We start from the raw sequence: 17,576 nt of genomic DNA, 5'->3' as shown, positions 1-17,576 counted from the left end.
GCACGGTGCCCCATGGGTTGGGATTCGGTCGTACACGCCGGAGCGCACGAGCCGGCACGAACACACGAGCCGACCCGTGAGCGGCGGCACCGGACTTGCGGGAAAGGGACACCGCGGATGACCGACACCCTGACCAACTGGGCGGGCAACATCGCGTACACGGCCAAGGAGTTGCACCGGCCGCACTCGATCGAGGAGGTGCGGGCGCTCGTCGCGGGCAGCAGGGCGGTGCGGGTCCTCGGCAGCGGGCACTCGTTCAACGAGATCGCCGAGCCGGGGAGCGAGGGCGTGCTGCTGTCGCTGACCGCGCTGCCGCCGGTGGTCGAGGTGGACACGGCGGCCCGTACGGTACGGGTCGGGGGCGGCGTCCGGTACGCGGAACTCGCGGCGGCGGTGCATCGGCACGGTCTGGCCCTGGCCAACATGGCCTCCCTCCCCCACATCTCGGTGGCCGGCTCGGTGGCGACCGGCACCCATGGGTCGGGGAACGCCAACGGTCCACTCGCCTCGGCCGTGCGCGAGGTCGAGCTGGTCACGGCGGACGGAGAGGTCGTCGTGATCGGCCGTGGCGACGCGCGCTTCGGCGGGGCCGTGACGTCCCTGGGCGCCCTCGGTGTCGTCACCGCGCTCACGCTCGACCTGGAGCCCGCCTTCGAGGTGAGCCAGCACGTGTACGTCGACCTGCCGCTCGCCGGGCTCGACCACGCGGCCGTGGCGGCAACCGCGTACAGCGTGAGCCTGTTCACCGACTGGCGGGAGCCGCGCTTCAACCACGTCTGGGTCAAGCGGCGCACCGACGAGCCGCCCGTGGACTTCCCGTGGGCGGCGCCCGCGACCGCGGCGGTGCACCCGGTGCCGGGGATACCCGCGGGGAACTGCACGCAGCAGTTCGGGGTGCCGGGCCCCTGGCACGAGCGGCTGCCGCACTTCCGGGCCGAGTTCACGCCGAGCAGCGGGGCCGAGCTCCAGTCGGAGTACCTGCTGCCGCGGCAGCACGCGCTGGACGCGCTTCACGCGCTGGACGCCGTACGGGAGGTGATCGCGCCCGTGCTCCAGACCTGCGAGGTGCGTACGGTGGCCGCCGACGAGCAGTGGCTCAGCCCCTCCTTCGGGCGGGACACGGTGGCCCTGCACTTCACATGGATCGACGACACCGCGGCCGTGCTGCCCGTAGTGCGGCGGGTCGAGGAGGCACTGGACCCGTATGAGCCGCGACCGCACTGGGGCAAGATCTTCACGGTGCCGTCGGCGGTGCTGCGCGAGCGGTACCCGAGGCTGGGCGACTTCCGGGCGCTGGCCGAGGAGTTGGACCCGGCGGGCACGTTCCGGAACGCGTTCGTGCGGGACGTGCTGGGCGGCTGAGGCGGACGTGCTGGGCGGCCGGCGCCCCGGCGCGCGCCGAGGCGCATGTCGGGTCGAGCGTCGGCACGCGCCTCGGGGCGCACTCTTAAGCCGTATACGCTGACGTGCCGTCCCACCCCTGCCGGACTTTGTTAACCCCCTTTCCTAACCCCTTGTCGAAAGTCCCGGCAGGCCATAACCTTGCGCCGCGCCGGGGCCGACGGAAGGCCCGGTCATGGGCCGAAAGGATCAGGGAGTTCTCGTGTCGGTGGTGAAGCGCACGTCACGCGACATCCGCACCGCGAACCGCTACGAGGTGCTGCGCCAGATCATCGCCGAGTCGCCGACGTCCCGGCAGGAACTGGCCGCCGCCACCGGGCTGAGCCTCGCCACGGTCGCCACCCTCGTGGGCGAGCTGCTCGATCTGCGCATGATCACGGAGGTCGGGTTCGAGGACTCGGCGGGCGGGCGCCCACGGGGACTCGTGGCCGTCAACGCGTCGGGGGGCGCGTTGATCGGCGTGGACATCGCGGAGACGTACGTCCGCGTCGAACTCTTCGACCTGGGGCTGAACGTGCTCGCGCGCGCCGACGAGGACATGCGCCCGGGCGAGGGCCGCCCGGAGCAGGTCGTCGCCCATGTCGCGGCGGCGGTCGGCTCGGTGGTCGCGCAGGCCGGGGTCGAGGGCGCCCGGGTGCTGGGCGTCGGAGTGAGCGTGCCGGGGCAGGTCGACCGCGACACCGGCATCTCGGAGTACGCCCCGAACTGGGACTGGCACGAGGTGCCGCTGCTCGACCTGCTCGCCGAGCACATCGCCTACCCGCTGCACCTGGACAATCCGCTGCGCGCCTGCGCGGTGGCCGAGCAGTGGTTCGGCGCGGCCCGTGGGCGCGGGGACGCCGTGGTCGTCAATCTGGGCACCGGAGTCGGTGCCGGACTGGTGCTCGGCGGCGGGCTGCACCGGGGTGTCAGCAACAGCGCGGGCGAGTGGGGGCACACGACCCTCGTGCTCGACGGGCGGCTGTGCCACTGCGGCAACCACGGCTGCGTGGAGACGTATGTCGGCGCGCCCGGGATCATGCTCAACCTGAGGGAGCTGAGCCCGAAAAGCACGTTGCTCCACCCCGAGGACCAGACCGCCACCATCGACGCGCTCGCCCGCGGGGTCGCCGCACAGGACCCGGTGGCCCTCAAGGTCGTCCGCGACACGGCCCGTTACCTCGGCGCGGGCATCGCCGACCTCGTCAACCTCCTCAATCCCCAGGTGGTCGTGCTCAGCAGTTGGGTCGCGGCCACGCTCGGCGAGCCGCTGCTGCACGAGGTGCGCGAGGCCGTGGCCCGGCACGCGCTGCGCCGGCCGTTCGCGGCGACCGAGATCGTGCTCTCCCCCATCCCCTCCGATCCGGTGTGTCTGGGAGCCGCGACCTTCGCCCTGGAGGGCGCGCTCTCGTCGATCAGTCAGCGCTCCACCCGGCGCTCCGGCCCCTCACGGAGCCGTACCGCGCCGCCTGCCTGACGGCGCACCGCAGCAGCACGGCACCTTCACGGCAACGGGCGGGGCGGTTCGGCATACCGAACCGGATGCAACGCTTCGAACAGACTTCGTTCAACCCCTTGCCGAAGCCTTAGCCGAAGGTTAACGTCCGGCTCCGCAACTCCCTTTGAGCCATCTGGCGCTCAGCGACAGAGCCGCAGCCGCATATCGAGACAAGGACGTCAGCATGTCGGCATTGAGCAACAGCAACTGGGACCGCCGCACCGTTCTGCGGGCCGCCATGGGCCTCGCCGCCGCCGGCGGACTGGCCGCGTGCGGCAGCAACACCGGCCGCGGAAGTGGCGGCGGCGACGCTCTGGTCCAGTACTTCCACGCCTACGGGGAGGCCGGCACCGAGCAGGCCATCAAGCGGTACGCGAAGGCCTACAAGGACGCCAACGTCGCCACGCAGTGGATCACCGGCTCGAACTTCGAGAGCAAGCTCTTCGCGTCCCTGCTCACCAAGGAGGCACCCGACCTCTTCGAGTTCCACCCGCAGATCCAGCTCATCAAGAGCGGTCAGGTGGCGGATCTGACCGACATCGTCGAGCCGGTCAAGGACGACTTCAACCAGGCCGACATCGCGTCGCACACGGTGGACGGCAAGATATACGGCGTCCGGATGATCGACGACCCGCAGTTCTTCTTCTACCGCAAGTCGATGCTGGAGAAGGCGAACGTCGAGGTGCCGCAGACGCTCGACGAGCTGCTGGAGGCCGCCGCCAAGCTCACCACGGACAAGGTCAAGGGTGTCTACCTCGGCAACACCCTCCAGGCCGTCATCCGCCCGATGATCTGGGCGGCGGGCGCCGACACGCTCAACGACAAGAACGAGCCCGCCTACCACACGGACGCCGTCGTCGACGGCATCAAGCAGATGCGCAAGCTGTTCACCAGCGGCGATCTGCTCCTCGGCGCCCCGGCGGACTACTGGGACCCCTCCGCGCTCGTCCAGGGCCTCACCGCCATGCAGTTCTGCGGTATGTGGGCCATGCCGGTGATGCAGGAGGCGCTCGGCGACGACCTCGGCATCTTCCCCTTCCCGAAGGTCGGCGACGCCGGCAAGCCCTCGGTCTACAACGGCGGCTGGTCGATGTTCGTCAACGCCAAGGGCGACCGGGTCGACGAGGCCAAGGAGTACGTGAAGTGGCTGTGGATCGACAACAAGGAGTACCAGGAGGACTGGGCCCTCTCGTACGGCTTCCACATCCCGCCGCGCACCTCCATCGCCGAGTCCGCGGACAAGCTCAAGTCGGGTCTGCCGGCCGAGGGCGTCAAGCTCTTCAACGAGTTCGGCCACTTCGACAACATCGGCTGGACGCAGGCCATGATCAAGGCGACGGAGGACGTCTTCGCCGACGCCGTCCGCAAGGACGCTGACCCGGAGGCCGCGCTCGACAAGTGCGACAAGGTGGTCAACGCCGAGCTCAAGAAGCTCTTCGGATAGGCCGGCGGGCGGACCACGACATGTCGACGACCACCACGCGCGACCTCGCGCGCCCCGCCCCGGCAAAGCCTTCCAAGGCCGGGCCGAGGCGGGGGCTGCGGGGCAGCGGCACCTTCAACTTCTGGCTGTTCACCGGGCCGTTCCTCATCGGCCTGCTGATCTTCGTCTACGTCCCCATCGGCTGGAGCATCTGGCTCAGCTTCTACGAGGCCCGCTTCACCGTCACACCCAGCACGTTCGTCGGTTTCGACAACTACCGGTTCATGCTGGAGAACGACAACTTCATCGGCGCCCTCGGCACCTTCACCGTCTTCGCCGCGATCATCGTGCCCACCACCTGGGCGCTCTCGCTCGGGCTCGCCCTGCTGGTGAACCGGCTGCGGTTCATGCGGGCGTTCTTCCGGTCGGTGTTCTTCCTGCCGACGGCGTGCAGTTACGTCGCCGCGTCCCTCATCTGGAAGATGTCCATCTTCAACGGTGTCCGCTTCGGTCTGGCGAACACCGTGCTGGGCTGGTTCGGCGTCGAGAACATCGCCTGGCTCGACAACCCCAACCCGCCCTGGTACTGGCTGGTCATCCTCACCGCGCGCCTGTGGCTGCAGTCCGGCTTCTACATGATCCTGTTCCTGGCCGCGCTGCAGAACATCCCGGGCGAGCTGTACGAGGCCGCCGCGATCGACGGCGCCAAGCCGGGCTGGCAGACGTTCCGCCACATCACGCTGCCGCAGCTGCGGGCGACCTCGACGGCCGTGATCCTGCTGCTCCTGATCGCCGCGTACCAGGCCTTCGACGAGTTCTTCAACCTGCTGTCGAAAACCACCTGGGGACGGCCGCCGCTCGTCGAGCTGTACTACACCGCCCTCGGCGACAACCAGGACTACGGCGCGGGCAGCGCGGGCGCGGTGATCCTGACCCTGCTGATCGTCATCGTGACCCTGTTCCAGGGCAAGATCATGGGCTTTGGAAGGGGTGACGAGTCCAAGTGACCACGACCGCACCTGAAATGACCAAGGCCGCCCCGGCCGGCGGGCCGCGCCGGGCCTCGCGGGGCCGGGGGGCGATGGGCTCCACTGGCCTGTACGTCTCCGTCGGCGTCGCCGCGCTCCTCTTCCTGATCCCGTTCTACGTCCTGGTCCGCAACGCCCTCTCCACGGACGCCGAGATCACCGGAGAGGAGTGGAGGCTCTTCCCCACGGACATCCAGTGGGGCAACATCACCGCGCCGTTCGAGGACACGATGGTCGACTTCGGCCAGTCGATGGTGAACTCGCTGATCGTCGGCGTCCTGCACACCGTCGGCACCCTGCTGGTGTGTTCGCTGGCCGGCTACGGCCTGGCCCGCATCCCGTACCGGCACGCCAACAAGGTGTTCTACGCCGTCCTGTTCACGCTGATGGTGCCGACCGCCGTCACGTTCGTCCCGGGCTTCGTGATGGTCTCGTCGCTCGGCTGGATCGACAGTTACCGAGGTCTCATCATCCCGGGGCTGTTCAGTGGTTTCACCTGCTTCCTGTTCCGGCAGTACTTCCTAGGGTTTCCGAAGGAGCTGGAGGAGGCGGCGCGGGTGGACGGGCTCGGCTACTGGGGCGCGTACTGGCGCGTCGTCGTGCCCAACTCGCTGAACTTCTTCGCGGCGATCGCGACGATCACCTTCATCAACGGCTGGAACTCCTTCCTGTGGCCGCTGGTCATCGGCCAGGACCCGAGCGCGTGGACCGTCCAGGTCGCGCTCTCCGCCTACATGACCAACCAGACCGTGAACTACCACCTGATCTTCATGGCCACCGCCATCTCGATCCTGCCTCTGCTGCTCGTGTTCCTGTTCCTCCAGCGCTGGCTGGTCCAGGGCATCGCACAGACCGGCATCAAGGGCTGAGCAAGGAGACCGATGTCATTCCGCACCACCTCCACCGACTACGTCGAGGACGTCTCGCCCGGCAGCGGGGCCCTGCCGCCGCGCGCCTGGTACGCGTCCTCCGACGCCACGTCCCTGTCGTTGAACGGCACCTGGCGGTTCCGTCTGTCACCGACCGCGGACGCCGAGGACGACTCCTTCGCCGCGGACGGGTACGACGCCGGGGACTGGGCGGAGGTGGCGGTTCCGGGCCACTGGGTCCTCCAGGGCGACGGAGCGTTCGGGGCGCCGATCTACACGAACCATCTGTACCCGTTCCCGGTGGACCCTCCCCGCGTGCCGACCGAGAACCCGACCGGTGACCACCTGCGGGTGTTCGACCTGCCGGAGGACTGGCCCGCCCTGACGGACGGCGGCGCGGTGCTGCGCTTCGACGGGGTGGAGTCCTGTGCCCGGGTGTGGCTGAACGGCACGGACATCGGCGAGTTCAAGGGGTCCCGGCTGCCGCACGAGTTCGCGGTCGGGCACCTGCTGAAGCCGGCCGGGAACGTGCTCGCGGTCCGTGTGCACCAGTGGTCGGCGGGCTCGTACCTGGAGGACCAGGACCAGTGGTGGCTGCCGGGCATCTTCCGTGATGTGACGCTGCTGCATCGTCCGACGGGCTGCGCGGCCGACTTCTTCGTGCACGCGTCGTACGACCACGTCGAGGGTCTGGGGACCCTGCGCGTCGACTCCGATGTCGATGGCAGGGTCACCGTGCCCGAGCTCGACATCGATGTCGCGACGGGCGAGCCGGTGACCGTGCCGGTCGAGCCGTGGACCGCGGAGACCCCGCGCCTGTACGACGGCGTGCTGGCCACCGAGGGCGAGCGGGTGCCGCTGCGGATCGGTTTCCGGACCGTCGCCCTGGAGGACGGCCTGATCAAGGTCAACGGCAGGGCGATCCTGTTCAAGGGCGTCAACCGGCACGAGTGGCACCCGGAGCGGGGCCGCGCCCTGGACCTTCAGACCATGCGCGAGGACGTGCTGCTGATGAAGCGGCACAACCTCAACTCCGTCCGCACCTCGCACTACCCGCCGCACCCGGCCTTCCTCGACCTGTGCGACGAGTACGGGCTGTGGGTCATCGACGAGTGCGACCTGGAGACCCACGGCTTCACCGAGCAGGCCTGGCGCGACAACCCCGTCGACGACGACCGCTGGACCCCGGCCCTGCTGGACCGCGCGGCCCGCATGGTCGAGCGCGACAAGAACCACCCCTCCGTCGTCATGTGGTCCCTCGGCAACGAGGCCGGCACCGGGCGCGGTCTGACAGCCATGTCAGAGTGGATCCACGGCCGCGACGGCTCGCGGCTCGTGCACTACGAGGGCGACTGGAACTGCCGTGACACCGACGTGTACTCGCGGATGTACGCCGACCACGCCGAGGTCGAGCGCATCGGCCGCGGCCTGGACGGTGGCACGCGTCTGCGGCGCGGGCTGCCCTTCATCCAGTGCGAGTACGGACACGCGATGGGCAACGGGCCCGGCGGACTCGCCGACTACCAGCGGATCTTCGAGGCCCACGAGCGGCTCCAGGGCGGCTTCATCTGGGAGTGGATCGACCACGGGATCAAGCACCCGGAGCTGGGCTACGCCTACGGAGGCGACTTCGGCGAGGAACTGCACGACGGGAACTTCGTCTGCGACGGGCTGATCTTCCCGGACCGGACGCCGTCTCCGGGGCTCGTCGAGTACAAGAAGGTGATCGAGCCGGTTCGTATGGAGGGTGACGGCGCCGACGGCACCGTACGGATCACGAACGGGTACGACTTCGCCGACCTGTCCGCGCTGGCCTTCGTGTGGGCGTACCAGGTCGACGGTGAGACGGTCGGGACGGGTGCGCTGCCGGTGCCCGCGCTCGCGCCGGGCGAGTCGGCGGAGGTGAAGCTGCCGGAGCCGCCGGCGACCGGCCGGAGCGGCGAGTCGCTGTGGACGGTACGGGCGCTGCTGGCCGAGGAGACCGCGTGGGGGCCGAAGGACCACGTGGTGGCCTGGGCCCAGCTCCCGGCCGGCGAACGTCAGTCGGTGTCGGTGGCCGCCTCGGCCGCCCCCGTGGCCGGCGAGCGGCTGATCACGCTCGGCCCCGGCGCCTTCGACGCCCGCACGGGTGCGCTGCGGTCCATCGGCGGGGTCGACGTGGCCGGGCTGCGGCTGGATGTGTGGCGGGCTCCGACGGACAACGACGACGGCGCGTCCTGGCAGGACGACACGCGCTGGGGCGTGCTGTGGCGCAAGTACGGCCTGCACCGGATGCGCCACCGGCTGGACGCGGTGGAACGGGACGACGACGCGCTGACCGTACGGACGCGGGTGGCGCCCGCCGCCCGGGAGATCGGCCTGCGCACGGTGTACCGCTGGACGTCCGACGGTACGCGGCTGAAGCTGACGGTGTCCGTGGCGCCCGAGGGGGACTGGAAGGTGCCGCTGCCGAGGCTCGGCATCCGCTTCGGGCTCGCGCGGGCCGAGCGGGTGGAGTGGTTCGGCGGCGGTCCCGGCGAGGCGTACCCGGACACCAGGTCGGCCTCCGTGCTGGGCCGCTGGGAGTCCTCGGTGGACGAGCTGCAGACCCCGTATGTGCGCCCGCAGGAGAACGGCGCCCGCGCCGACGTCCGCTGGGCGCGGATCGGCGGACTGCGGATCGAGGGCGACCCGGAGTTCTGGTTCAGCGCCCGGCGCTGGACCAGCGAACAGCTCGACACGGCCCGGCACCTGACGGACCTCCGGTCCGGCGACACCGTGTGGGTCAACCTCGACCACGGCCAGCACGGCATCGGTTCGCAGTCGTGCGGTCCGGGCCCGCTGCCGCAGTACTACCTGCGGGCCGAGCCGACGGAGTTCTCCTTCGTCTTCTCGAAGATCGGTTGACGGATCGACCGGTTGACGGATTGATCCGTTGACCGGCTGACCGACATTCCGCAAGGGTGCATCAGATCCTCCGCGGCCGACCGGCTCCCCGCCGGTCGGCCGCGATTCACGTGTCACGGAGGTTCGTCGAGTGTCCGCAAGCATCGAGGTCCGCGGCCTGTCCCGGACCTTCCTCACCACCGTCCGCCGTCCCGGCTTCCTGGGCGCGGTCCGATCCCTCGTCAATCCGGAGCGGGTGGCCAAGGACGCGGTGCGCGACATCAGCTTCGAGGTCGCGGCCGGTGAACTCCTCGCCCTGCTCGGGCCGAACGGCGCGGGCAAGTCCACCACCATCAAGATGCTCACCGGCATCCTCACCCCCACGGCCGGCGAGGCCCGGGTCGCGGGCGTGGTGCCGTACGAGGAGCGGGAGCGCAACGCCCGCAACATCGGTGCGGTGTTCGGGCAGCGCACCCAGTTGTGGTGGGACCTGCCGGTGCGTGAGTCGTTCGCGATCCTGCGGGACATCTACGAGGTGCCGAAGGCCGAACACGCGGCGCGGCTGAAGGAGTTCGACGAGCTGCTCGACCTGTCCTCCTTCTGGGACACACGGGTACGCCACCTGTCCCTCGGACAGCGGGTGCGCAGCGATCTGGCCGCCGCGCTGCTGCACGACCCGCCCGTGGTGTTCCTCGACGAGCCGACCATCGGCATGGACGTGGTGGTCAAGGAGCAGGTGCGTGAGTTCCTGCGGTACCAGGTGACCGAGCGGGGCCGGACGGTGCTGCTCACCACGCACGACATGACGGAGGTCGAGCGGCTGGCCGAGCGGGTCGTCCTCATCAACCACGGGCGGCTCGTGCTGGACGGCTCCCTCGACGAGATCCGCCGCAGGTTCGGCTCGACCTGGCAGGTGCGGGCGACCCTCGCCGACGCGCACGCCGACGTCATGGCGCTGCCGGGCATAGCGGTGCTGCGGCAGGACGGGCCGCAGGTCGTGTTCGGCCCCGACGGGTCCGACGCGCCCACCGTGCACCAGGCGCTGAAGGCGGTCATCGAACGGTACGAGGTGACGGGCATATCCATCGACGAGGCGGACCTCGAGGACGTGATGCGGGCCGCCTACGTCCAGGCGGGGCCCGCCGCGGAAGAGGCTTGAGATGGCCGTTCTGCACGCGTGGCGCACCGCCCGCGTCACCCCGCTCGGCGAACTGCACACGCCGCCCCGGATGACCGCCGTCCTGCTCCGGCTGACGGTGCAGGTGGTGCTGGTGGCGTCCCTGTGGCACGGCCTGTACGCGAACACCGGCACCACCGCCGGACTCGACGCCGACCAGGCCGTCACCTACGCCGTGCTGGCCGTACTCGCCTCGCGCCTGCGGGAGCTGGACCAGAGCGCGGGCCGGGACACCGTGCTGCAGCACATGCACTTCGGCACGATCGTCTACTGGTACCTGCGGCCGCTGCCACCCCAGCGCTACCACGCCTGGCGCGCCCTCGGCGAGCAGTTGTACGGGTTCGTGTGGGCGCTGGCCGGATACGGGGTCTGTCTCGCGGCCGGGGTGGTGGAGCCGCCGGTGTCGGCCGCGGTGGCGGGGGTGTTCGCGGTCAGCCTGGTGCTCGGCCAGCTGGTCCTGTACTTCGTGATGCTCGTGCTGGACCAGCTGTGCTTCTGGACGGTGCGCAACAACGCCGCGATGCTCATCCTGATCTTCGCGCAGAACCTGCTGTCCGGGGTGTACGCGCCGCTGTGGTTCTTCCCGGACTGGTTCATCACGATGAGCGGGTTCCTGCCCTTCCAGGCCACGCTGAGCGTGCCGCTGTCCCTCTACATCGGCCGCATCCCGCTGTCGGACGCCGGTGGGCAGCTGGCGGTCCAGGCTGTCTGGGTGGTCCTGCTCGCCCTGTTCACCCGTTTCCTGTGGCGGCGGGCCGCCCGCCGTGTCATCTCCCAGGGAGGCTGAGGGCTGTGAAGGCCGTCCGGATCGCGTGGCGCATCACGGTTCTCAACTTCCGTGCGCAACTGGAGTACCGCACCGAGTTCCTGTTGATGATCGCGATCGGCGCGATCTGGCAGGTGTCGGTGATCGTGTTCGCGACGGTGCTGCTGTCCCGGTTCACCGGGATGGGCGGCTGGGACAGTTCGGAGGTGCTGCTGATCCCGGCGACGCGGATGCTCGCGCACGGGTTGTTCGTGCTGCTGCTGGGGCGTGTGCACTTCATCGGCCGGCAGATCCAGGAAGGGAGGATCGACATCTATCTGGTGCGCCCCATGCCGGTGCACCGCCAGGTCCAGTTGGCCTTCTTCCCCACGAACGCGATCGGCGATCTGACGGTGGCGGCGGGGCTGATGGCGGGCGCGCTCAGCCGCAGCGACCTGGACTGGACGGCGGGCCGGATCTCGTACCTGGTCGCCGCGGTGATCGGCGGCATGCTGCTGGAGGCGGCCCTGTTCACGGCGGTGGCCTCGGCCGCCCTGCGCTTCCCGGCCGCCGACTACTGGAGCCGCTGGCTGGAGGAGCTGCTCGGCACGTTCGGCAGCTACCCGCTGAACGTCCTGCCGAACGCGGTGGGCGGCTTCCTGACGTACGGGCTTCCGCTCGCGTTCGTCGCGTACTTCCCGGCCGCGGTCCTCACCGGCCACGGCCACGACACCGGTGTGCCGTACTGGCTGGCGGCGGCCTCCCCGCTGCTGGGCGGGCTGGCGTACCTGGGAGCACGGCTGCTGTGGCGGCGGAGCCTCTCGGCTTACGCGGGGGTGAACGGGTGACGGGCACGGTGCCCGCCGGCCCGTGTCAGTGGTCGGCGCAGCAAGGGGTCGGGTCCGGCACCTCGAAGGGGACGAGCGTGCCGCCGACGGCGGGCATGACGGTCAGGACCAGTTCGCCACCGGTCCACAGCGGGCGTACGTGATCACGTGTCACGATCCGTGCGTCCGGGGCGGGTTCGCCGGCGCCTCCCAGCACGGTCACACGGTCGATCGCGGACCGCGACAGCAGCTCCCCGACCGTCAGTGTGCCGGTGAGTGACGAGACACCCGGGTAGAGAACCGCACGTCCCGCCGCGTCCGGGGCGCCGTGTGACACCTCGTGCCCCTGGGCCGTGAGCCGCTCCTCGGTGGTGCGAAGGTGCGGCTCCGACGGGAGGGTGAGGGAGAGGGCCACCCGCGGCCGGTCCCCGTGCACCAGGTGCGTGCAGCCGAACGCGCCCTCGGGAAGGGCGAGTTCGGCCGCAAGCGAGTGCAGCAGGTGATCGGCCGCGCGCAGCTCCCGGACCCCGGGGTCCAGAGTGAGGGCGTACAGCGTCACGAGGGCAGGACCCACACCGGGTTCGTGTAGAACCACAGGTCGCGCCACGGGTCGGCGTCACCGACGACATCGAGGGCCGGGCCCGCCGGGTCGACCGCCGCGCCCATCGCGCCGACGGCGGACCGGTTGCCGTCGCTGCCGCGCAGCCGGACGTACAGCGGGCGGTCGACGCGGCCCAGCTGGTACGTGAGCCGGATGGTGCCGGTGGCCTTGTCCACGTCGTACGACTTGACGACCTTCGCCGTCGGCGCGGTGAACGTGTCCTTGTCCGCGACCGGGCCGGTCATGTCGCCCTGGATGACGTCCACGCGGGCCACCTTCGGGACGAAACCGGCCCAGTTGGCGCCGCCGGCCGGCGTGATGTCGACCGTCAGCGTGACCGACGTGCCCTCCTTGACGTGCAGGGCGCCGCCGAGCGTGGCCCAGCGGCTGCCGCCCGACACACGGACGTCGAGGCCGCCGATGAGCTGTCCGTGGTCCACCCAGATACGGCCGGCGCGGATGCCGTCCATGACGGCGGCGTAGGTGAAGCCGTCGGCGCCGACGTGGGTGCGGCTGTACTGGCCGGGCCAGAAGTCGCCCTCAGTGATGTCGATCTTGCCGCCGTAGACCGGGTCCGTGTGCTTGCCGTTGAGGTTGAAGTCGCTGGTCGGGCCGCCGCGCACGGCCGTGTCCGCGTAGACCTGGTGCGAGTCGGAGTTGGCCGTGATCCACCAGGGCTTGCCCTCGGCGAGGAGGCTGTCCCACAGGCCGCCCACAGTGGCGGTCATCCAGTCGAAGCCGCCCCAGGTGCGGTAGCTCTCCAGCGGGTAGCCGGGGAAGGAGGCGGCGCTGGGGTTGTTGTCGTAGATGCCGCGGGCGCGGCCGGGGCCGAGGGGGGCGGGCAGGCCGGCGGCCTGGTGTCCCGGGGCGCCCTCGAAGCCGACGGCGATCTGGTTCTCCACGGGCGTCGCGTCGCGCCAGGCACGGATCTCGTGCGGCGAGTCGACACCGCGCCGCGCGGGGTGGTTGGCGAGCATCAGGGCGTCCTTGACCTTGCGCCGCTTGACCTGCTCGGCCAGGAAGCTCAGGCCCGCGACGGCGAGGGCCTCGTTGGCGGGCGTCGCGTCGGAGGCGCCCTTCACGCTGCCGTCGTAGTCGGTCTCGAACTGCTTGAGGACGGCGACCTCGTTGGCACCGGGGTGCACGAACACGGTGCCGTGCTCGGCGGCCGGGATGTTCCACTCCAGGCCCTGGAAGACGAGGGTGTCCTCGTACGCGGCCCGGGCCTCCTTGATGTCCGGGTTGACCTTCTCCACGCCGATCTTGGCGTGGGTGGCGCTGCCGTGGTCGGTGATGACCATCCAGTCCATGCCGTGCCTGGCGCCCTGGCGGACCTGGTCGACGACGCGGTACTTGCCGTCGCTGCTGTACTGGGTGTGGATGTGGTGGTCACCGGCCAGCCACAGGAAGCCGTTCGTCCTGCGACCGCTCGTGGCGGCGGGTGCGGCGGCGGTGGCGGCAGCGGCGGAACCGGCCGCCGGGCCGGAGAGCACGCTCCCGGCCGCCAGGCCCGCACCGAGGAGGCCCGCGCCGCGGAGCAGCGAGCGGCGCGAACGCTGCTCGGGGCTGAGTGCCTCGTCGGGCACGGTGGTGTCGAAGGCGGCGGGCAGCGGCGCCGTACCGTGCTCGTGGTCGTGTCCGTGGTGGTGTCCGTGGTGGTGCGGCCCGTGCGTGTGTCCGTGTCCCATGAAGCGCCTCCTGGTTGCCGCTGCCTTCGTCGCGGCTGCCTTCCGCGGCACAGGTGCGCCGCGTGAGGAGAATCAGGGCGAAACATGAACCTTGACCGAATGGCGGATGATCGGCAGGCGTCCCAGGTACGGCAACTCTCACCACCTCTCACAGTTTCCTCAACTGCCCTTGCAGGTCACACTGGTTGACGAAGAACCTGAGCACCGTTCATCTTCACGGCTCGTCCATTCCTTGCTCCCACGACCGGAGACCCCCCACCATGAGACGACTCATCGGCAGCCTCGCGGCAGCCGCCCTGGCCCTCACCGGACTCGCCACCACCGGCTCGACGCCCGCGGCCGCAGCCGATTCGGGCACGTTCAACGTCCTCACGTACAACATCGCGGGCCTCCCCCTCGGCCTCGGCGACAGCGACCCGGAGACGAACACCCCGCTGATCGGCCAGCGGCTCGGCCCGTACGACATCGTGAACGTGCAGGAGGACTTCAACTACCACGCGTCGCTGTACGCGAACGACTCCCACCCGTACCGCACGGCGACCAGCGGCGGAGCCGCGTTCGGCGACGGGCTCAACACTCTCTCGGACTACTCCTTCGAGGACTTCGAGCGGGTCAAGTGGAACAACTGCACGGGCACGAACTGCCTGACCCCCAAGGGATTCACACTCGCCCGGGTGCGCCTTGCCGAGGGCGTCTTCGTCGACCTCTACAACGTGCACACCAACGCGGACGACACGGACGACGCCCTCGCCGCCCGCCGCGCCAACATCGAGCAGCTGTCGGACTTCATCCAGGCGAACTCCGCGGGCAACGCCGTGATCGTCATGGGCGACACGAACACCCGCTACACGCGCTCCGGCGACAACATCCGCACGCTCGTCAACGAGAACGGCCTCACGGACCCCTGGGTGAAGCTGGTCAAGGGGGGCACACCCCCGGCCCAGGGCAGCGACGCACTGGTCTGCGACGCGACGGCCCCGACGAACGGCTGCGAGGTCGTCGACAAGGTCCTGTACCGCGGCAGCGACCTCGTCACTCTCAACGCCACCCGCTACAACAACGACTGGAAGTCGTTCCTCCGCTCCGACGGCAAGCACCTCTCCGACCACTACCCGCACGCGGTCGACTTCTCCTACACCCTCGACGCATCCCTGCGGGCGAGCGACTTCTTCGGCGGCCCGCACGGCATCGCGTTCAACGACGCGGACGACCTGCCGTCCACCGTGTCCCCGCGCACCCTCACCCTGCGCGGCTCCTCACGCCTGGACGCGGTGTCGCTCACGCACGACGGCGGCACGGTCCTGTCGCACGGCGGTACGGGCGGCACGGCCGGCTCACTGACCCTCGCCTCCGGTGAGCACCTGACGTCCGTGAAGCTGACGCAGGGCCAGAAGGACGGCCGTACGAGGATCTTCTCCGCGGCCTTCACGACCGACAAGGGCCGTTCCCTCTCCTCCGGAACGGTCACCTCCGACGCCAGGACCTTCACCGCCCCCTCCGGCTGGCAGATCGTCGGCTTCACGGGTCGCGGGGGCGATGAGATCGACAAGCTGGGCGTGCTGTACGCGCCGATCGGCTGAGCCCTGTACGGTGCGCACCATGCGACTGGCCCACCGGGAATCGGGCAGCCCCGAGGCTCCCCCGCTGGTCCTGCTGCACGGCCTCACATCGGACGGCACGGCCTGGGACGCGGTGGCGGCACACTTCGCGACCCGCCACCGCGTCCTCGTACCGGACCTGCGCGGCCACGGCCGCAGCCCGCATCCGGGCACGTACTCCTTCGAGCTGATGCGAGACGACGTCCTCGCCCTCCTCGACGAACTCGCCCTGCCGAGCGTCGGGTTGATCGGACACAGCCTGGGCGGGGTGGTGGCCTACCTCCTGGCGTCCCGCCATCCTGCCCGGGTCACCCGTCTCGTCCTGGAGGAGACCCCACCACCGATCCCCCTCGACCTCCCTTCCCCGCAACGCCCTTCGGGCCCGCTCGGCTACGACTGGGCGGCCCGCCCCGCGATCGTCCACCGGCTCAACGCTCCGGACCCGGCGTGGTGGGACGCTCTACCGGGCATCACGGTCCCGACGCTGGTCGTCGCGGGCGGAGAGGAGAGCCACCTGCCACAGCAGGCGATCGCGGCAATGGCCGACCGTTTCCCGGCGGGGCGGCTCGTCACGATCCCGGCGGGCCACCGGGTCCACGTGCTCCGTCCACGGGAGTTCTGCGCGGCGGTGGAGGAGTTCCTGTCCACGTCCCAGCCGACACCACCGGCCTCCTAGCCTCCTGTCTGCACTAGGGTGCGTCCTAGGCACCCTAGGTTCGGTCCGGAGGTCACCACCCATGGCGCGCGCAGGACTCACCGTCGACCGCCTCGTCGCGGCAGCGGCGGACCTCGCCGATGAGGTCGGGTTCGAGAACGTCACGCTGTCCGCGCTGGCGCGGCGGTTCGGGGTGAAGGACGCGAGCCTATACGCGCATGTCAGGAATCTGCAGGACCTGCGTACGCGGGTCGCGTTCCTGGCCGGGGGCGAGATGATCGACCGTATCGCCGCGGCGGTGGCCGGGCGCGCGGGCAAGGACGCCCTGTCCGCCTTCGCCGATGCCTACCGCGCGTACGCGCTGGAGCGGCCGGGACGGTACGCGGCAACCCAGATCCGGATCGACCAGGCCCTGGTGGCCGACTCCCCCGCTCTCCGCCGCACCGCCGAGATCACCTACGGCATGCTGCGCGCCTACGGCCTCGACGAGCCCGACCTCACGGACGCCGTGCGCCTGCTGCGGAGCACCTTCCACGGCTACTGCGCGCTGGAGGCGAGCGGCGGCTTCGGTGCCCCCCGTGACGTACAGGCCTCCTGGGACCGGGCCGTCGCCGCCCTGCACGTGGCACTGGAGCACTGGCCCCGGAACGACCACGGGGAGGAGGGTGAGGAGTCGCGGAGTGAGTGACCCGTGCACTCATGCCCGGTTCCGGCAGAAACCGTCCCGAACCGCCGACCGTGGTCGGTGCGTCTCACCTCCGGGACAGTGCAGGCACGGAGGGGGGAGGTCGGTGCTGTGGCCGACGAGGGGAAGCACGGTGTTGTCGGGCACGTACGGCGGTTCTTCTGGCTGCCCCGGGGGACGCCACGCGACCCCGCGCCCGCGCCGCCCCTGCTGAGGGCGTGGCTGCGGTGCCTGGTCGTGGGGGCCTTTCTCGCGCAGTTCACCTGGGACGAGGAGGCCGCGCGGCCGGTGCTGATGACGGTCTTCGTGTGGATGCCCATGCTCGATTTGGTGATCAAGGGGGTGCGGAACCGCTGGCCCGCGTTCGTGGCCGCGTGGCTGGTGCTCGGGGGCTTCGCCCTGCTCGCGTCTGCCGCGGTGCCCGCCGTCACGGAGTCCCTGTGGGGCGAGTTCGCCGTCTTCGCTCCCGCGACGGCGGTGGCTCTGGCCACGTTCGTCGGCGTCACGCGTCTGCCGTGGCCCCGGCGGTCGTGACCG

15 protein-coding genes are annotated in these 17,576 nt (G+C 70.4%); 13 read left to right on the top strand and 2 right to left on the bottom strand.

All coding sequences use genetic code 11. From position 1 onward, the window contains the following. Positions 1-117: 117 nt before the first annotated feature. The 9 genes from FPZ41_RS07410 to FPZ41_RS07370 all read left to right on the top strand — a co-directional run bounded on the left by FPZ41_RS07410 (position 118) and on the right by FPZ41_RS07370 (position 11,833). Positions 118-1,362, top strand: coding sequence for an FAD-binding protein (locus FPZ41_RS07410; protein ID WP_152860312.1), 1,245 nt, complete (start codon positions 118-120; stop codon positions 1,360-1,362). A 250-nt stretch (positions 1,363-1,612) separates the two neighbouring features. Further along, on the top strand, positions 1,613-2,857 hold the full coding sequence (locus FPZ41_RS07405) for an ROK family transcriptional regulator (protein ID WP_407698760.1): 1,245 nt from the start codon (positions 1,613-1,615) through the stop codon (positions 2,855-2,857). Positions 2,858-3,062: 205 nt separating this feature from the next. Further along, a complete protein-coding gene (locus tag FPZ41_RS07400; protein ID WP_152860308.1) occupies positions 3,063-4,322 on the top strand; it encodes an ABC transporter substrate-binding protein in 1,260 nt (419 codons plus the stop codon). A gap of 20 nt (positions 4,323-4,342) precedes the next feature. Continuing rightward, positions 4,343-5,308 carry a carbohydrate ABC transporter permease gene (locus FPZ41_RS07395; RefSeq protein WP_152860306.1) on the top strand — a complete coding sequence of 322 codons (966 nt, stop codon included), beginning with the start codon at positions 4,343-4,345 and terminating at the stop codon, positions 5,306-5,308. Continuing rightward, the gene (locus tag FPZ41_RS07390; protein WP_322619923.1) at positions 5,305-6,198 is read left to right on the top strand and encodes a carbohydrate ABC transporter permease; all 894 of its coding nucleotides are present in this window, start codon (positions 5,305-5,307) and stop codon (positions 6,196-6,198) included. Before FPZ41_RS07395 ends, FPZ41_RS07390 begins: the two co-directional genes overlap by 4 nt. 12 nt (positions 6,199-6,210) lie before the next feature. Beyond that, entirely contained in the window at positions 6,211-9,084 is a 2,874-nt protein-coding gene (locus tag FPZ41_RS07385; RefSeq protein ID WP_152860304.1) for a glycoside hydrolase family 2 TIM barrel-domain containing protein, read from the top strand. Between the two features lie 130 nt (positions 9,085-9,214). Continuing rightward, positions 9,215-10,222, top strand: a complete 1,008-nt coding sequence (locus FPZ41_RS07380) for an ABC transporter ATP-binding protein (protein ID WP_322619922.1) — start codon at positions 9,215-9,217, stop codon at positions 10,220-10,222. A gap of 1 nt (position 10,223) precedes the next feature. Further along, entirely contained in the window at positions 10,224-11,027 is an 804-nt protein-coding gene (locus FPZ41_RS07375) for an ABC transporter permease (RefSeq protein ID WP_152860302.1), read from the top strand. 5 nt (positions 11,028-11,032) lie between these two features. Beyond that, complete coding sequence (locus tag FPZ41_RS07370; protein ID WP_322619921.1) at positions 11,033-11,833, top strand: ABC transporter permease; 801 nt, start codon at positions 11,033-11,035, stop codon at positions 11,831-11,833. A gap of 25 nt (positions 11,834-11,858) precedes the next feature. On the opposite strand, the gene FPZ41_RS07365 is transcribed toward FPZ41_RS07370, so the two are convergent. After that, positions 11,859-12,386, bottom strand: coding sequence for a hypothetical protein (locus FPZ41_RS07365; RefSeq protein WP_322619920.1), 528 nt, complete (start codon positions 12,384-12,386; stop codon positions 11,859-11,861). Further along, positions 12,368-14,101 (bottom strand): PHP domain-containing protein, encoded by a 1,734-nt coding sequence (locus FPZ41_RS07360; protein ID WP_152860300.1) that lies wholly within the window; start codon positions 14,099-14,101, stop codon positions 12,368-12,370. Before FPZ41_RS07360 ends, FPZ41_RS07365 begins: the two co-directional genes overlap by 19 nt. 260 nt (positions 14,102-14,361) lie before the next feature. Between FPZ41_RS07360 and FPZ41_RS07355 the strand changes: the two genes are divergently transcribed. From FPZ41_RS07355 to FPZ41_RS07340, 4 genes are all read left to right on the top strand, one after another. Further along, positions 14,362-15,681 (top strand): jacalin-like lectin, encoded by a 1,320-nt coding sequence (locus FPZ41_RS07355; protein ID WP_152860298.1) that lies wholly within the window; start codon positions 14,362-14,364, stop codon positions 15,679-15,681. 19 nt (positions 15,682-15,700) lie between these two features. Then, positions 15,701-16,375, top strand: coding sequence for an alpha/beta fold hydrolase (locus tag FPZ41_RS07350; protein ID WP_194236019.1), 675 nt, complete (start codon positions 15,701-15,703; stop codon positions 16,373-16,375). Between the two features lie 61 nt (positions 16,376-16,436). Further along, positions 16,437-17,042 (top strand): TetR-like C-terminal domain-containing protein, encoded by a 606-nt coding sequence (locus FPZ41_RS07345; protein WP_152860294.1) that lies wholly within the window; start codon positions 16,437-16,439, stop codon positions 17,040-17,042. 108 nt (positions 17,043-17,150) lie between these two features. Beyond that, on the top strand, positions 17,151-17,573 hold the full coding sequence (locus tag FPZ41_RS07340) for a hypothetical protein (RefSeq protein ID WP_152860292.1): 423 nt from the start codon (positions 17,151-17,153) through the stop codon (positions 17,571-17,573). Positions 17,574-17,576 lie beyond the last annotated feature (3 nt).

Source organism: Streptomyces acidicola (genome assembly GCF_009377235.1).
GTDB lineage: Bacteria > Actinomycetota > Actinomycetes > Streptomycetales > Streptomycetaceae > Streptomyces > Streptomyces acidicola.
This window is presented reverse-complemented; position numbering and strand designations above follow the sequence as displayed.